At 59.3% G+C, this 16,698-nt stretch carries 15 protein-coding genes and 1 tRNA gene; 7 read left to right on the top strand and 9 right to left on the bottom strand.

What is annotated here, in order from left to right:
- Positions 1-86: 86 nt before the first annotated feature.
- Positions 87-989 carry a LysR substrate-binding domain-containing protein gene (locus tag CLU80_RS08415; RefSeq protein WP_099757176.1) on the top strand — a complete coding sequence of 301 codons (903 nt, stop codon included), beginning with the start codon at positions 87-89 and terminating at the stop codon, positions 987-989.
- On the opposite strand, the gene CLU80_RS08410 is transcribed toward CLU80_RS08415, so the two are convergent.
- Entirely contained in the window at positions 982-3,039 is a 2,058-nt protein-coding gene (locus CLU80_RS08410) for a methyl-accepting chemotaxis protein (RefSeq protein ID WP_099757175.1), read from the bottom strand. The two genes, CLU80_RS08415 and CLU80_RS08410, sit on opposite strands and share 8 nt — an antisense overlap.
- 333 nt (positions 3,040-3,372) lie before the next feature.
- On the opposite strand from CLU80_RS08410, the gene CLU80_RS08405 reads away from it, so the two are divergent.
- Entirely contained in the window at positions 3,373-4,590 is a 1,218-nt protein-coding gene (locus CLU80_RS08405; protein WP_099757174.1) for an MFS transporter, read from the top strand.
- Between the two features lie 184 nt (positions 4,591-4,774).
- On the opposite strand, the gene ychF is transcribed toward CLU80_RS08405, so the two are convergent.
- The 8 genes from ychF to CLU80_RS08365 form a co-directional block, all read right to left on the bottom strand.
- Positions 4,775-5,875, bottom strand: a complete 1,101-nt coding sequence (gene ychF / locus CLU80_RS08400; RefSeq protein WP_007912904.1) for a redox-regulated ATPase YchF — start codon at positions 5,873-5,875, stop codon at positions 4,775-4,777.
- A 22-nt stretch (positions 5,876-5,897) separates the two neighbouring features.
- Positions 5,898-6,482: an aminoacyl-tRNA hydrolase gene (pth, locus tag CLU80_RS08395; protein ID WP_008079560.1), complete on the bottom strand. Its 585-nt coding sequence runs from the start codon at positions 6,480-6,482 to the stop codon at positions 5,898-5,900.
- 171 nt (positions 6,483-6,653) lie between these two features.
- Entirely contained in the window at positions 6,654-7,256 is a 603-nt protein-coding gene (locus tag CLU80_RS08390; RefSeq protein ID WP_099757173.1) for a 50S ribosomal protein L25/general stress protein Ctc, read from the bottom strand.
- A 141-nt stretch (positions 7,257-7,397) separates the two neighbouring features.
- Complete coding sequence (locus CLU80_RS08385) at positions 7,398-8,339, bottom strand: ribose-phosphate pyrophosphokinase (RefSeq protein WP_003171603.1); 942 nt, start codon at positions 8,337-8,339, stop codon at positions 7,398-7,400.
- A 45-nt stretch (positions 8,340-8,384) separates the two neighbouring features.
- Positions 8,385-8,459, bottom strand: a tRNA-Gln gene (locus tag CLU80_RS08380).
- Between the two features lie 36 nt (positions 8,460-8,495).
- The gene (ispE, locus tag CLU80_RS08375) at positions 8,496-9,347 is read right to left on the bottom strand and encodes a 4-(cytidine 5'-diphospho)-2-C-methyl-D-erythritol kinase (RefSeq protein WP_016987220.1); all 852 of its coding nucleotides are present in this window, start codon (positions 9,345-9,347) and stop codon (positions 8,496-8,498) included.
- A 3-nt stretch (positions 9,348-9,350) separates the two neighbouring features.
- On the bottom strand, positions 9,351-9,968 hold the full coding sequence (gene lolB / locus CLU80_RS08370; RefSeq protein ID WP_099757172.1) for a lipoprotein insertase outer membrane protein LolB: 618 nt from the start codon (positions 9,966-9,968) through the stop codon (positions 9,351-9,353).
- A gap of 3 nt (positions 9,969-9,971) precedes the next feature.
- Positions 9,972-11,696, bottom strand: a complete 1,725-nt coding sequence (locus CLU80_RS08365) for a tetratricopeptide repeat protein (protein WP_093441433.1) — start codon at positions 11,694-11,696, stop codon at positions 9,972-9,974.
- Between the two features lie 182 nt (positions 11,697-11,878).
- Between CLU80_RS08365 and hemA the strand changes: the two genes are divergently transcribed.
- From hemA to murI, 5 genes are read left to right on the top strand one after another with little or no spacing between them, the layout of a single operon-like run.
- Positions 11,879-13,165 carry a glutamyl-tRNA reductase gene (hemA, locus tag CLU80_RS08360; protein ID WP_007951716.1) on the top strand — a complete coding sequence of 429 codons (1,287 nt, stop codon included), beginning with the start codon at positions 11,879-11,881 and terminating at the stop codon, positions 13,163-13,165.
- Positions 13,162-14,244 carry a peptide chain release factor 1 gene (gene prfA, locus CLU80_RS08355; RefSeq protein WP_077574521.1) on the top strand — a complete coding sequence of 361 codons (1,083 nt, stop codon included), beginning with the start codon at positions 13,162-13,164 and terminating at the stop codon, positions 14,242-14,244. The genes hemA and prfA overlap by 4 nt, the downstream gene beginning before the upstream one ends.
- The gene (prmC, locus tag CLU80_RS08350) at positions 14,245-15,075 is read left to right on the top strand and encodes a peptide chain release factor N(5)-glutamine methyltransferase (protein WP_099757171.1); all 831 of its coding nucleotides are present in this window, start codon (positions 14,245-14,247) and stop codon (positions 15,073-15,075) included.
- Positions 15,069-15,824, top strand: coding sequence for a molybdopterin-synthase adenylyltransferase MoeB (locus CLU80_RS08345; protein ID WP_095125793.1), 756 nt, complete (start codon positions 15,069-15,071; stop codon positions 15,822-15,824). Before prmC ends, CLU80_RS08345 begins: the two co-directional genes overlap by 7 nt.
- Entirely contained in the window at positions 15,817-16,608 is a 792-nt protein-coding gene (gene murI / locus CLU80_RS08340; protein ID WP_099757170.1) for a glutamate racemase, read from the top strand. Before CLU80_RS08345 ends, murI begins: the two co-directional genes overlap by 8 nt.
- Positions 16,609-16,698 lie beyond the last annotated feature (90 nt).

Here is a 16,698-nt window from a genome sequence, read left to right as displayed (position 1 = left end):
TTATCAGCCAGGGGTTGCGCGGCGCGACACTTCAATTTAAACATGGCAGGTGTTAGTAAATTTAACAGCCGAAGGTGCCAGGAATCATGCCCGACCACCGTTTGCCGCCGCTCAACGCGGTGCGCGCCTTTGATGCCGCTGCCCGTTTGGGCAGCTATGTCGAAGCCTCGAAAGCCCTGCACGTGACCCAGCCTGCGATTGGCCGCCACGTGAAATTGCTCGAGGACTGGCTGGGCATTCAATTGTTCGAGCGCACCTCGCGCGGGGTCAATCTGACGACAGCGGGGGAGAAGTATCACCGCAAGATCAGCACCGCTTTGCAGTTGATCATCGAGGCGGGCAAAGAAGCGCAGCCGAAAGATACCGAGCGCTGGCTGCGGATCATGGTGGTGCCGGGTTTCGCCAAGCGCTGGTTGATGCCTCGGATCGAAGCGCTGCGGCATCTGCGCCCGGGATTGAAACTGGCGATCGAGCCGAACTCCACTTTTACCGAAGTCGATGGCAAAAGCGCCGATCTGGGCATCGTCTACGGCCTCGACGGGCAATATGCCGACTCACGGGAAGCGCTGATTTGCCCACGGGTTTTTCCGATCTGCACGCCGGCGTATCTGGCCAGCATCGCACCGATCAACAGCTCGGCTGATCTGGTCAGAAACGATCTGATCCACGTCGACGACGGCGAATGGTGGAATCTGTGGTTCGCCGCCCATGACCTCGATATCCACCTCAATTCCGACATGCTCTACGTCAACAATGACCACGCGCTGTCGGTCGCCGAGAGCGGGCAGGGCATCGCGCTGGCCAACGAGGTGCTGGTGCGCCATGAACTGGCCAGCGGCAAACTGGTGCGCGCGGTCGACGCTCAGGTGAAGCTTGAGAGTTATCGGGTGCTGACGCCGTCCGCCGAACTCTCGGCGGATGTGGCGTGGTTTATTCAATGGCTCAAGGCTGAACTGGAAGCGGACTTCCCCGAGGCTGTGATCAACTGAGGCGGAAGCGTGCGGTGTTGTCACTCAGCGCTTTGCTACCCTGGCTCAGGGTGTCTGCGGCAAGATTCACCGCCCGTGCGCCTTCAAGCAAACGCACGGCCGCCTGATCGACCTGCTGGATATTGCCGCTGACTTCGTCGGCGGTGCTCGCTTGTTCCTCCACCGCCGTGGCGATCTGCGCCAGGGTGTCGGTGACGCTTTGCACGGCGCTGGCGATTTCGCCCAGGCGTTCACCGAGACCAGTCACCGACTCGGCATCGGTTTGCGCCTGGCCGCACGCCGCTTCCATCAAACTCACGGCTTCGTTGACCGTCGCGCGCAGGCTGTCGACCGTGCCGGCGATCTGCGCGGTGGACGACTGTGTACGTTGTGAAAGGCTGCGCACTTCATCGGCGACCACGGCGAAACCGCGTCCCTGTTCACCCGCGCGAGCAGCCTCGATGGCTGCGTTGAGCGCCAGCAGATTGGTTTGTTCGGCGACGCCGCGAATGGTGTCGACGACCAATTGAATCTGCTGACCTTGTTCACTGACCCGACCCAACGCCGCAGCCGTTTCATTCAAACGCTGATTGAGCTGCTGAATACTCGCCGTGGTGCGCTGGCTGTCGCGGCTGCTGTCGGCGGCAATGCGCTGGGTGTGCTGGGCGCTGCCGGAAGCCTGTTCGCAACTCTGCGCCACGCCTTGCGAGGTGGCGGCCAACTGCGTGGCGGCTGCGGCGATCTGGCTGATCTGCAACTGCTGCGCCTCGACTTCACTGAGGGCGCCGCTGGAATGCTCGTTGAGGCTGCGCACCGCGTTGCTCAGTTGCGAGGTCTCGTGATCGACACCGAGCATGCTGCTGCGCAACTGCACCACGGCAACGTTGAGCGCAGTGCTGATCGCGGCCAGCTCATCGCGGCCCACCACCGGCACTTGCAAGCTCAGGTTGCCATCGCGCAGGGCTTCGGCGAGCAGGGTGATGCCGCTGGCGCTGCGGCGGATCGAGGCTTGCAGGCAGACAAACAGGTACAACGCCGCGAGCAGCAGGCAGCCGAAGATCGCCGCGACGATGATGAACTGGCGGATCGCTGAGCTGTGGTAAGCGTCAAGTCGCTGATCCAGTGACACCAGCGATTGCTGGCGCAGTGCGGCTAGGTCGGTCAGCAGCGCATCGAGGCTGCGTTCGAACTCTTCGGGTTTGAGATTGATAGAGCCGCCGAACACGCCGTCGTCCAACACCTTCAGACCGCTGTCGAGGTTTTTGAGGCTGTCGTGGTATTGGCTGGCCCAGCTCTGCTGATCTTGCGGCAGACGTGCTTCGAGCAGCGTGGCCGTTTTGACCAGTTGCTCGCGGGCGTCACCGATGCGGCTGCGCAGGTCGCGCAACTGCAGACGGCTTTGCAGGGTGAATTGGCCGGAGACGACCGAGGCCTGGCCGACGGCGGCAAGGCGTCCAACGCGTTCGATCAGGTCCGGGGCGTGTTGCGTGGAGATCTGCGTGAGCAGATAGGTTTCCAGCCACGGCGCGAGGGTCAGGCGATTGTCCATGACGATCTGCTCGCGCAACGCTTGCAGGGCGCTGAGGGCGTTGGTGAAACGGTCGTAACCGTCCGGCCACCAACCGACACCGCTGAGGCTTTTCGAGTCCAGGCCGTTGAGCGCGGTTTGCAGCGCTTGATAGCGGGTGAGTGTTTCCCCCTCGGCGCCTTCATTTTTCAGCGCAGCGCCTAAATCGGTGGTGGCTTGCAGAACCGCCGGTTGCACCGCGTCGAATGCGCCCATGGCGGCGAGGGTGGCCGGCGTCGGTTGGCGATTGGTTTCCGTGGCGCGCCAGCGCGCGGCGCGGTCACGTTGGGCGGCGAGCAGGTTGTCCAGCGCATCCAGCGCGAGCAACTGACGCACGCCGGCACGTTCGCCGGAAATCAGATTGAGTTTGTCGCGATAGTCCTGGCCAATCATCAACAGGCTGCCGGCCAACGGCAGAATGAACAGCAGAAACAACAACTGGAATTTACCTGCGAAGCCAAACCGCCCCAGCAATTTGATCCCCGGTGAAAGGAAAGCCTGCATGCCCCATGACTCCTCTGGACACCACGCACCAATGGCGTGCATCGCGGTCGTGCGACGTTGATGTTGTGCCCTGCTAAAAGGCCTCGAAAGTTCACTCTCGCCCGCTCTGTAGGCCGGCTCTGTAGCGAAACTTCCCATTGTCGGTCGCCTTTGTAAGGCGCCCGCGTTCAAGGGATGAAACAAGGCAAGATTCAGACCATGGCGTTGCGCTATCACTTTGCAGTCGACGACCAGTCAGTTAGTTAGCTGGCTAAGGGGATGGCGCTGGCGCACCGAAAAATGGCACATTGACGCACCTGCCTGCGTGCACCCATCTGCTGTCCGGAAACTTTCATGGCTATCAGCAACGTTCAGACCGCCGCTGCCTCGGCGCCCGCTGCTCCGCAAAGCAGCCCATTGGTGATGCGTATCATCGGCGCGGTGGCGCTGGCGCATTTGATCAACGACCTGATCCAGTCGGTGCTGCCGTCGATCTACCCGATGCTCAAGGCCAATTACGGCCTGACCTTTACTCAGGTCGGCCTGATTACTCTGACCTTTCAGCTGACCGCATCTTTGTTGCAGCCGTGGGTCGGTTATCACACCGATCGGCATCCGAAACCGTGGTTGTTGCCGGCCGGTTCGATTTGCACACTGATTGGCATCGTGATGATGTCGATGGTCGGCAGTTTCCCGTTGATTCTGCTGGCGGCGGCGCTCATCGGTATCGGTTCCTCGACGTTCCACCCCGAAGCCTCGCGGATCGCACGACTCGCCTCGGGCGGACGCTTTGGTCTGGCGCAATCGACCTTCCAGGTCGGCGGTAACGCCGGTTCCGCCTTCGGTCCGTTGCTGGCGGCGGCGATCATCATTCCGTTCGGTCAGGCCAACGTGGCGTGGTTCGGCCTGTTCGCGGTGTTTGCGTTATTCGTGCTGTACCGCATCAGTCGCTGGTACGCCCATCACTTGAACCTGTTCAAGCTCAAGGCCGGTCAGGCAGCGACTCACGGGCTGTCGAAGGGCAGGGTGATCAGTGCGTTGGTGGTGCTGGGGCTGTTGGTGTTCTCCAAGTATTTTTACATGGCCAGCCTCACGAGCTATTTCACGTTCTACCTGATCGAGAAGTTCGACCTGTCGGTGGCCAGTTCGCAGTTGCACCTGTTCCTGTTCCTCGGTGCGGTGGCGGCGGGCACGTTCTTTGGCGGGCCGATCGGCGACAAGATCGGGCGTAAGGCGGTGATCTGGTTCTCGATCCTCGGCGTGGCACCGTTCACGCTGCTCATGCCTCACGTTGATCTGTTCTGGACCAGCGTCCTCAGCGTGGTGATCGGCTTCATTCTGGCTTCAGCGTTCTCGGCGATTGTGGTGTACGCGCAGGAACTGGTGCCGGGCAATGTCGGGATGATTGCCGGGGTGTTCTTCGGTTTGATGTTTGGTTTTGGCGGGATTGGCGCGGCGCTGCTCGGCCATCTGGCGGATATTCACGGGATTGAGTACGTGTATTTCCTCTGCTCTTTCCTGCCGTTGTTTGGCGTGTTGGCAATCTTCTTGCCGCGTACCAAAAAGGCCTGACGCCACACCATTCCCAACTGTGGGAGCGAGCTTGCTCGCGAAGAGGGCGTGTCAGGCGACGAATGTTTACCTGACACACCCTCTTCGCGAGCAAGCTCGCTCCCACAGGGGAAATGTGTTGGGCCATAAATCGCAGGCACAAAAAAGCCGCGTATCAAACGCGGCTTTTTCTTGGGCGTAACGTTTACACGTTGAAGCGGAAGTGCATCACGTCGCCGTCTTTGACGATGTAATCCTTGCCTTCCAGACGCCATTTACCGGCCTCTTTGGTGCCGGCTTCGCCCTTGTACTGGATGAAGTCGTTGTAGGCGATCACTTCGGCGCGGATGAAGCCCTTCTCGAAGTCGGTGTGGATCACGCCAGCAGCTTGAGGTGCGGTGGCACCGACTTTGACGGTCCAGGCGCGGACTTCTTCGACACCGGCGGTGAAGTAGGTCTGCAGGTGCAGCATTTCGTAACCGGCGCGGATCACGCGGTTCAGGCCAGGCTCTTCCAGGCCCAGGGCCTCGAGGAACATGTCCTTCTCTTCGCCGTCATCCAGTTCGGCGATTTCCGCTTCGATCTTGTTGCAGACCGGAACGACCATGGCGCCTTCTTCTTCGGCAATGGCACGAACCACGTCCAGGTGCGGGTTGTTCTCGAAACCGTCTTCAGCGACGTTGGCGATGTACATGACCGGTTTGGTGGTCAGCAGGTGGAAGCCCTTGATCACTGCTTTTTCGTCGGCGCTCATGTTCTTCATCAGGCTGCGCGCCGGCTTGGCTTCGGTGAAGTGCGCGATCAGTTGCTCAAGCAGAGCTTTCTGAACCACGGCGTCCTTGTCACCGCCCTTGGCGTTGCGCGCGACTTTCTGCAGTTGCTTCTCGCAGCTGTCGAGGTCGGCGAAGATAAGTTCCAGGTCGATGATTTCGATGTCGCGCTTCGGGTCGACGCTGTTGGACACGTGGATCACGTTTTCGTCTTCGAAGCAGCGCACGACGTGAGCGATCGCGTCTGTTTCACGGATGTTGGCCAGGAACTTGTTGCCCAGGCCTTCACCTTTCGAGGCGCCGGCAACCAGGCCTGCGATGTCGACGAATTCCATGGTGGTCGGCAGGATGCGCTTCGGATTGACGATGGCCGCCAGTGCTTCCAGGCGCGGATCCGGCATCGGCACGATGCCGCTGTTCGGCTCGATGGTGCAGAAGGGGAAGTTCTCGGCCGCGATACCGGATTTGGTCAGGGCGTTGAACAGGGTGGACTTGCCGACGTTAGGCAGGCCGACGATGCCGCAATTGAATCCCATGGTGTTTCCCCTCGGAGTAGAGTCAGGCCTTCTGGCTGTGCAGGTTTTTCATCGCGCGGTTCCATTCACCGGCGAGGATATCCGGCAGCACGCCGAGGGCAAAGTCGATGCTGGCATCGAGTTTTTCCTGTTCGGCGCGTGGCGCACGACCCAGGACGAAATTTGAAACCATACTGGCGACGCCCGGGTGGCCAATGCCAAGCCGCAGGCGGTAGAACGTATTCTGATTGCCCAGTTGCGCAATGATGTCGCGCAACCCGTTGTGACCGCCATGGCCGCCGCCCTGCTTGAGCTTGGCAACGCCCGGAGGCAAGTCGAGTTCGTCATGCGCCACCAGAATTTCTTCAGGCTTGATGCGGAAGAAACCGGCGAGTGCCGCCACGGCCTGGCCGCTGCGGTTCATGTAGGTGGTGGGAATCAGCAGACGAACATCCTGACCCTGATGCGAATAGCGCCCGGTCAGGCCGAAATATTTGCGATCGGCCACAAGATTCACATTCTGTGCGTGGGCGATGCGCTCAACAAAAAGGGCCCCTGCGTTATGCCGGGTCTGGTCGTATTCGGCGCCTGGATTTCCCAGGCCAACGATCAGTTTGATGGCAGTCACGATAGGGGCCCTTCCTTTGAGTGGTGAGTAACATCGCCGTGATCAGGCAAAGCGGCGAAAGTGGACGAAAAATGCTCATTTACCATGGATGTAAACTCCGCGTTCTCGCCCGCTTTCTCGCTACGTTCCAGTCCGCGATGTTACTTGCTCACTCAGGCTAAACAGAGTGAATTACTCTGTTGCGCCTTCTTCGGTAGCTTCTGGAGCAACGCGTGGAGCGTGTACGTTTGCAACAGCTTTGTCGTCACCGTGAGCCAGTGCAACGAACTCAACGCCTTTAGGGGCTTTGATGTCGGACAGGTGGACGATTGCGCCGATTTCCAGAGCCGACAGGTCGACTTCGATGAACTCAGGCAGATCTTTCGGCAGGCAAGTTACTTCGATTTCGTTCAGGACGTGCGAGATCTCGCCGCCTTTCTTGATCGGAGCTTCTTCACCAACAAAGTGCACAGGCACGATAGCGGTCAGTTTCTGACCGGCTACGACGCGTACGAAGTCAGCGTGCAGAACGTGACCCTTGGACGGGTGACGTTGCAGAGCTTTGATGATGACGTTCTGCTTTTTGCCGCCAACGTTCAGTTCGATAACGTGGCTGTAGGCAGCTTCGTTTTCGAGCAGTTTGGCAACTTCTTTGGCCAGCATACTGATGGATTCAGGGGCTTTTTCGCCACCGTAAACAACAGCTGGAACCAGAGCGGCGAGACGACGCAGGCGGCGGCTCGCACCTTTCCCCAGGTCGGAACGCACTTCAGCATTCAGAGTAAAATCGTTCATTTTGTATCTCCAAAATAGCCATGACCGAGTGGCGTTTGCGACCAGCGCCGAACACGGTATGGGCAAAAAAGCCCCGCCCCGGCAGGAATGCCGGGGCGGGGCGCTTTTCGTCAACGAGACATTTCGAGAAGGGCAGGGCCCTTAACGGAACATCGCGCTGATCGATTCTTCATTGCTGATGCGGCGAACCGCTTCGGCAACAACCGGTGCGATATCCAGTTGACGGATACGTGCACAGGCTTGTGCTGCAGCGGACAGCGGGATGGTGTTAGTCACCACCAGCTCGTCCAGCACGGAATTTTCGATATTCTCGATGGCCCGACCCGACAGCACAGGGTGTGTGCAGTAGGCAAAGACCTTGGCTGCGCCATGCTCTTTCAGGGCCTTGGCCGCGTGGCACAGAGTGCCGGCGGTATCGACCATGTCATCGACCAGAATGCAGGTACGCCCTTCGACATCACCGATGATATGCATCACTTCAGAGTGATTGGCTTTCTCACGGCGTTTGTCGATGATCCCGAGATCCACGCCCAGGGATTTGGCAACGGCACGTGCACGCACGACGCCACCAATGTCCGGGGACACGATCATCAGGTTTTCGAAGCGCTGATCTTCAATGTCATCCACCAGAACCGGGGAGCCGTAGATGTTATCTACCGGAATATCGAAGAAACCCTGAATCTGGTCAGCATGCAGATCAACCGTGAGAACACGGTCGATGCCGACTACGGTGAGCATGTCAGCAACGACTTTCGCGCTGATAGCCACACGTGCGGAACGCGGACGGCGATCCTGACGGGCATAACCAAAATAAGGAATAACAGCAGTGATACGAGTAGCCGAGGAGCGGCGGAAGGCATCAGCCATCACTACCAGTTCCATCAGGTTATCGTTGGTCGGGGCGCAAGTCGGCTGAATAATGAAAACGTCTTTACCGCGAACGTTTTCATTGATCTCGGCAGTAATTTCGCCGTCGGAGAACTTACCGACAGAGATGTCACCGAGAGGGATATGCAGCTGACGTACAACACGCCGAGCCAGATCGGGGTTAGCATTCCCCGTAAAGACCATCATCTTGGACACGCGCAGTACCTAGAGGCTGAGGGTAACCTGGATGAGTATAGAAAATGGCAGGGGCGGCTGGATTCGAACCAACGCATGGCAGGATCAAAACCTGCTGCCTTACCGCTTGGCGACGCCCCTGTATCTGTTGCATCAAGTGCCGTGCACTTGGTTCCTTTAGAGCAGACTTTGCAGCTTGCGGTGCAACATCGAAACGTTGCTGCCTTTGGCTACAAACCCTGTAAGGGTCTCTGTCAGAAGGGCCGAGACTTTATCAGCTTCAGCTTTGCTTGGGAAGCCCCCAAACACACAACTTCCAGTTCCGGTGAGCTTTGCTTCGGTAAATTTACCTAACAAATCCAATGCGTTACGTACTTCTGGATAACGCCTTGCAACCACCGGCAAGCAGTCATTTCGACTGTTTCCCTCGGGAACGGGGCGCACTTTAATGGGCGGCGTGTTACGTGTCAACAAAGGATCGGAAAAAATTTCTGCCGTACTTACAGAGACTTGCGGCACGAGCACCAGATACCACGGTTCTTCGGGATCCACGGGGGTGAGTTTCTCGCCCACGCCCTCGGCAAACGCCGCATGGCCACGGACGAAAACCGGTACGTCGGCCCCCAGCGAAAGGCCCAGTGTGGCCAGGCGATCTTCATCCCAACCCAACTGCCACAAATGATTCAGGCCGAGCAAAGTCGTCGCCGCATTCGAACTGCCGCCACCAATTCCGCCGCCCATGGGCAGGACTTTATCAATCCAGATATCGATGCCGAGCGAGCAACCGGACTGTTGCTGGAGCATTTTTGCTGCACGCACGATCAGGTTGCTGTCATGCGGCACGCCGGCGAACTCGGTGTGCAACTGAATCACGCCGTCATCACGCACGGCAAAAGTGATTTCATCGCCGTAATCGACAAACTGAAACAGCGTCTGCAATTCGTGATAACCGTCTTCACGGCGACCGAGAATGTGCAGCATCAGGTTGAGTTTGGCCGGCGACGGCAGGGTCAGGCGTGCTGCGGTCATGGGTTACTGCCCCAACTTGCGCGGTTGCCAGGTCTTGATCACCAGCGTCACGTCGAGGTCAGTGCCGTGCAGTTTGATGCGCTCGGGCAACCAGTAAGCGTTTTGTTCGGTGTAAGCGGTGTATTCGACTTTCCAGCCATCCTGTTCCAGGTTGGCCAGACGGCTGTTGGCGTCCAGATTCAGGCGACTTTTGCTGTCCGGAGCCGGCAGGCCACGCACCCACCAGGCCAGATTCGACACCGGCAGTTTCCAGCCAAGCTGTTCTTCGAGCAAGGCTTCCGGGGACTGCGATTCGTAGCGCCCCTGATTGGCGACTTCCAGCGACACTTTGCCCGGACGCCCGGTCAGGCGTGCGGCGCCACGACCCAGCGGGCCGGACAAACGAATGTCGTAGTAATCCTGACGTTGCAGCCAGAACAGTGTGCCGCTACCGGAATCTTTCGGTGCGCGGATGCCAATCTTGCCGTCGATCTGCCAGCCATCAAGGCCGGTCAGCTGTTGTTTGTTAGCGGCCCATTGAGCCGGACTGCCGTGGCCCTCGACCGATTCGCGGGTACCAAAACCCGAGCAGCCGGCGAGCAGGGCGATGAAGCTGAAAACAATAACGTGGCGCAAAAACATGGGTTAAAGAGTCTCGGATCCGGTCAGGCGCTTGATGGTGCTGCGCAGAATGGTGCTGTCGGGCTGATCCTTGAGGAATTTGCCCCAGATTTGTTTGGCTTCACGCTGGTTGCCCTTGGTCCACAAGACTTCACCGAGGTGCGCGGCGACTTCGTGATCAGGGAAGCGCTCCAGCGCCTGACGCAGATATTTCTCGGCGTCATCCAGATTGCCCATGCGGTAATTCACCCAGCCGAGGCTGTCGAGTACGGCTGGGTCTTCCGGATTGATCTGGTGCGCCTGCTCGATCAGCGCTTTCGCTTCAGCGTAGCGAGTGGTGCGGTCGGACAAGGTGTAGCCGAGCGCGTTAAGTGCCATGGCGTTGTCCGGATCGCGCTTGATGATCAGGCGCAGGTCTTTTTCCATCTGTGCCAGATCATTGCGTTTTTCCGCGAGCATCGCCCGGGTGTAGAGCAGATTCAGGTCGTCCGGGTATTGCTGCAAGGCGTGTTGCAAGACTTTCCAGGCCTTGTCGTCCTGTTTGTTGGCCGACAGGGTTTCCGATTCGATCAGATAGAGCTGAATCGCGTAATCCGGTTGCTCGTCGCGCTGGGCGGCGAGTTTGCTCTGCGCTTCAGCGGTCTTGCCGTTATTCATCAGAATATCGGCCTGACGCAATTGCGCCGGCAGATAATCATTGCCCGGGCCAACCTGGGCGTATTCGATAAGGGCGCCTTGCGGGTCGTTGCGCTCTTCAGCGATGCGACCGAGGTTCAGGTGCGCCGAATCGACGTGACTTTCGCGGGCGATCAAATCTTCCAGATAACCCTTGGCCTCGTCCCAGGCCTTGGCTTCCAGGCAGACCAGAGCCAGCGAGTAACGCAGTTCGTCGTCTTCCGGGTATTGCTGAACCAGACTGGAAAACTCGGCCTTGGCGTCGTCCATGCGGTCTTGCTCAACCAGCATGCGCGCGTAAGTCAGGCGCAGGCGCTTGTCGTCCGGGTACTTCTTGATGCTTTTTTGCAGCAGGGGCAGCGCTTCGTCGCCACGGTTCAGCAATTGCAGCAGGCGCGCGCGCAGCAGAATCGGGGCGATCTCGCCTTCTTCCGGCGGGTGGTCTTCGAGCAATGCCAGAGCTGCTTTGTTGTCACCGTCCTGTTGCAGGAGCAGGGCCTTGCCGAAAATCAGCTGGCTGTTGTTCGGATGGCGCTGCAACAAACGGTCGAAACTTTTCATCAGGCCGTTACGGGTTTCCTGATCGGTATCGGCGGCCGACAGCGCGAGGAAGTCGAAATGGGTATCGCCCTTGCCCTGCAGGACTTTCTCCATATAGACCATCGAGTCGTCATAACGCCCGGCGCGGGCCAGTTGCACGGCGGCGGCGCGTTGCGCTTCGAGGTCGTCCGGGGCGTTTTTCGCCCAGATCAGCGCGGTATCGAGGGCCGGTTGATCGGCGCCCAGATATTCGGCGATACGGAACGCACGCTCGGAGACACCCGGATCCTGGGTGTTGATGGCCTGGGTCACGTAGTTATCCAGGGCAATGTCGAAACGATTGCGCTGGCCGGCGAGTTCGGCGCTCAACAGGCTGAAAACGGTTTCCTCGCTGAACGAGCTGTAAACCTTGGGCTTTTCAGGCGCAGGCGTGGTGTCTTCGACCGACGGCGTACCGTCCGGCGAAACGGGCGCCAAGGCCTGGCAGCCGCTGAGGAAGACAAAAGCGAGGAGCAACGCGGAAGATCTATTCATATAGGAAGAGGACGACTAACCTGCGGTCGGATCATCATGACACAAGCCTTCGGCCAAACATAACCGAGACTCAATTGTGCCCATTATAGGGGCTGACGATTGGGACAATAGTCAGCGGTAGTTGTTCTGAATCTTTCGAAGTAGGACAATTGCCGGCTTCACGTCACCATCAGCGACCTTGAATGGCCTTCCTTGCACTCGGTATCAACCACAAGACTGCGTCAGTAGACGTCCGCGAGCGCGTGGCTTTTACTCCTGAACAGCTGGTGGAGGCCTTGCAGCAGCTCTGCCGACTGACCGACAGCCGCGAAGCTGCGATCCTCTCCACCTGCAATCGCAGTGAGCTTTATATAGAACAGGATCAGCTTTCGGCCGATATCGTGCTGCGCTGGCTGGCCGACTATCACCATTTAAGCCTCGATGAGCTGCGCGCGAGTGCTTATGTGCATGAAGATGATGCGGCAGTTCGTCACATGATGCGCGTCGCCTCCGGGCTCGACTCGCTGGTGCTGGGCGAGCCGCAGATTCTTGGCCAGATGAAATCGGCCTACGCCGTGGCCCGCGAGGCCGGCACCATCGGGCCGCTGCTGGGGCGGCTGTTTCAGGCAACCTTCAATGCCGCCAAACAGGTACGCACCGACACCGCCATCGGTGAAAACCCGGTGTCGGTGGCGTTTGCCGCCGTCAGCCTGGCCAAGCAGATTTTCAGTGATTTGCAGCGCAGTCAGGCTCTGTTGATCGGCGCCGGCGAGACCATCACTTTGGTCGCCCGCCATTTGCACGAGCTGGGCGTCAAGCGCATCGTCGTCGCTAACCGCACACTGGAACGGGCCAGTCTGCTGGCCGAGCAGTTCGGTGCTCACGCGGTGTTGCTCTCGGACATCCCGGCCGAACTGGTGCGCAGCGATATCGTCATCAGTTCAACCGCCAGTCAGTTGCCGATTCTTGGCAAGGGCGCGGTGGAAAGCGCATTGAAACTGCGCAAGCACAAACCGATCTTTATGGTCGACATCGCCGTTCCCCGGGATATCGAGCCGGAAGTCGGCGAGTTGGACGACGTTTACCTCTACAGCGTTGACGATCTCCACGAAGTGGTCGCCGAAAACCTCAAGAGCCGCCAAGGCGCGGCACAAGCCGCCGAAGAGATGGTCTCGGTCGGCGCTGACGATTTCATGGTGCGCCTGCGTGAGCTGGCGGCGGTCGATGTGCTCAAGGCCTATCGTCAACAGAGCGAACGCCTGCGTGACGAGGAGCTGCAAAAAGCCCTGCGCCTGCTGGCCAATGGCGGCAACGCCGAAGACGTGCTCGGGCAACTGGCCCGTGGCCTGACCAATAAACTGTTGCATGCGCCTAGCGTGCAGCTGAAAAAGCTTTCTGCCGAAGGCCGCCTCGATGCGCTGGCCATGGCCCAGGAACTCTTTGCCCTTGAGGGCTCACCGGATAGCTTTTCGGATAAAAAACCGCAATGAAAGCGTCACTGCTCAACAAGCTGGATGTCCTCCAGGACCGTTTCGAGGAACTGACCGCGCTGCTCGGCGACGGCGAAGTCATTGCCGATCAGGCCAAATTCCGTGCTTATTCCAAGGAATACGCCGAACTTGAGCCGGTGGTACAAGGCTATAAAAAGCTGCTCAGCGTACAAAGCGATCTTGAAGGCGCGCAGGCGCTGCTCAAGGACAGCGACCCGGACATGCGTGAAATGGCCGTGGAAGAAGTCCGCGAAGCCAAGGAATTGCTGATCACCCTGGAAGCCGACCTGCAACGCATGTTGCTGCCCAAGGATCCCAATGACGGCCGTAACGTCTTTCTCGAAATCCGTGCCGGCACCGGTGGCGACGAGGCGGCGATCTTCTCCGGCGACCTGTTCCGCATGTACTCGCGTTACGCCGAGCGTCGCGGCTGGCGTGTCGAGATCCTGTCGGAAAACGAAGGCGAACACGGTGGCTATAAAGAAGTCATCGCCCGCATCGAAGGCGACAACGTTTACGGCAAGCTGAAATTCGAATCCGGCGCGCACCGCGTACAGCGTGTACCCGCCACCGAATCCCAGGGCCGTATCCACACCTCGGCCTGCACCGTGGCGGTATTGCCCGAGCCGGACGAGCGCGAAGCCATCGAGATCAATCCGGCGGATTTGCGCGTCGATACGTTCCGCTCCTCCGGGGCCGGCGGTCAGCACGTTAACACCACCGACTCGGCGATCCGCATCACGCACATACCGACCGGCACCGTCGTCGAGTGTCAGGAAGAACGTTCCCAGCACAAGAATCGCGCTCGGGCGATGGCCTGGCTGTCGGCCAAACTCAACGATCAGCAAACCGCAGCGGCGGCCAACGCGATCGCCAGCGAGCGTAAATTGCTGGTTGGCTCGGGCGACCGTTCCGAGCGAATTCGTACCTACAACTTTGCTCAGGGCCGGGTCACTGACCATCGCGTCAACCTGACCCTGTACTCCCTTGACGAAATTCTTGCCGGTGGCGTTGAAGCGGTGATCGAGCCATTGCTGGCCGAATACCAGGCTGACCAACTCGCAGCGATAGGTGAATAAATGACCATCATTGCCAGCCTGTTGCGTGCCGCTGAATTGCCGGATTCACCGACTGCGCGCCTGGATGCCGAGTTGCTCCTTGCCGCTGCACTGGGCAAATCGCGCAGTTTTCTGCACACCTGGCCCGAGCGCATCGTGCCGAGTGACGCAGCACTGACTTTTGCCGAGTACTTGCAACGCCGCCGTAGCGGTGAGCCGGTGGCTTATATTCTCGGGCAGCAGGGTTTCTGGAAACTCGATCTTGAAGTCGCGCCGCACACGCTGATCCCGCGTCCTGACACTGAATTACTGGTGGAAGCGGCGCTGGAGTTGCTCCCCGCGACGCCGGCCAAAGTGCTCGACCTCGGCACTGGCAGTGGCGCAATTGCGCTGGCCTTGGCCAGCGAACGTCCGGCGTGGAAAGTCACTGCCGTGGATCGCGTACTCGAAGCCGTGGCCTTGGCCGAACGCAATCGTCAGCGTCTGCATTTGAACAACGCCACGGTGCTGAGCAGCCACTGGTTCAGTGCGCTGGAGGGCCAGCGTTTTCAATTGATCATCAGTAACCCGCCGTACATTGCCGCGGCCGATCCTCATCTGGTCGAAGGCGATGTGCGCTTCGAGCCGACCAGTGCATTGGTCGCCGGTGAGGATGGACTCGACGATCTGCGCCTGATCGTTGCGCAGGCCCCGGAACATCTGGAGGCCGCTGGCTGGCTGATGCTCGAACACGGCTATGATCAAGCCGAAGCCGTGCGCGATCTGCTGCTCACGCGCGGTTTTGAAGAGGTCCACAGCCGCACCGATCTGGGCGGTCATCAACGCATCAGTCTGGGGCGCCTGCCGTGCTGAATGATCAGGAATTGCTGCGCTACAGCCGGCAGATTCTGCTGCAACACATCGACATCGATGGGCAACTGAAGCTCAAGGACAGTCGCGTGTTGATCGTCGGCCTCGGCGGTCTCGGTGCACCGGTTGCCTTGTATCTCGCGGCGGCGGGTGTCGGTGAATTGCATCTGGCGGATTTCGACACGGTCGATCTGACCAACCTGCAACGCCAGATTATTCACGACACCGACAGCGTCGGTATGAGCAAGGTCGACTCGGCGCTCAAGCGTTTGACGGCGATCAATCCAGAAATCCAACTGATCGCTCATCGTCAGGCACTGGACGAGGATTCTCTCGCTGCTGCCGTGGCGGCGGTGGATCTGGTGCTCGACTGTTCCGATAATTTTTCCACCCGCGAAGCGGTCAACGCCGCGTGTGTGGCGGCGTGCAAACCTTTGGTCAGTGGCGCGGCGATTCGGCTGGAAGGGCAGTTGTCGGTGTTCGACCCGCGTCGTGCCGAGAGTCCGTGTTACCACTGTTTATATGGGCACGGCAGCGAAGCCGAACTGACTTGCAGCGAAGCCGGTGTGGTCGGGCCGCTGGTCGGCCTGGTTGGCAGCCTGCAAGCACTGGAAGCCTTGAAGGTTTTGGTCGGTTTTGGCGAACCACTGGTGGGGCGCTTGTTGTTGATCGATGCCCTCGGTTCGCGTTTCCGCGAGTTGCGGGTCAAACGCGATCCGGGTTGCAGCGTCTGTGGTCCGCGCCATGCGTGAAGCGCCGATCGGCGTGTTCGACTCCGGCGTCGGCGGCTTGTCGGTGCTGGCGGAAATCCAGCGTTTGCTACCCAATGAATCGCTGCTCTATGTCGCTGATTGCGGGCACATTCCCTACGGTGAGAAAACCCCTGAATTCATTCGCCAGCGCTGCAGCGTGATGGCCGGGTTTTTCCGCGAGCAAGGCGCCAAGGCCTTGGTCATCGCGTGCAATACTGCGACGGTCGCGGGTGTCGCCGATCTACGCCGTGATTTCCCTGACTGGCCGCTTGTCGGCATGGAGCCTGCGGTCAAACCTGCCGCTGCCGCGACCCGCAGCGGAGTGGTCGGTGTGCTCGCCACCACCGGCACGTTGCAGAGCGCCAAGTTCGCCGCACTGCTTGATCGCTTTGCCACCGACGTGCGCGTGATTACTCAGCCATGTCCCGGTCTGGTCGAGCTGATTGAAAGCGGCGATCTGCACAGCGCCGAGTTGCGCCAGTTGCTGCAAGGGTATGTCGAGCCACTGTTGGCCAGCGGTTGCGACACGATCATTTTGGGCTGCACCCACTATCCCTTTCTCAAGCCGATGCTCAAGTCGATGATCCCCGCGGACATTAGTCTGATCGATACGGGCGCTGCTGTGGCGCGGCAACTTCAGCGGCTTTTGGCGGAGCGCGATTTGCTCGCTGTCGGACCGAACCAACCGGTCAGGTTCTGGACCAGCGCCGATCCTGCGTACTTGAAAAACATCCTGCCGTTACTGGGGCAGAGTGCCGACGAAGTGCAAAACTTCAGCTTGTAAAAAAATTGTGAAATAACTAAAACTTCAGCTGAACTTCTGAGCAGGCGCTAGCTTCTATAGCGATGAGTTATCTAGAAAACCAAACGATCG

Origin of the sequence: Pseudomonas sp. 29 (genome assembly GCF_002754355.1) — a bacterium.
Classification (GTDB): domain Bacteria; phylum Pseudomonadota; class Gammaproteobacteria; order Pseudomonadales; family Pseudomonadaceae; genus Aquipseudomonas; species Aquipseudomonas neuropathica.
The sequence above is the reverse complement of the archived record's forward strand: the minus strand, read 5'-3'. Positions and strand labels throughout refer to the sequence as shown.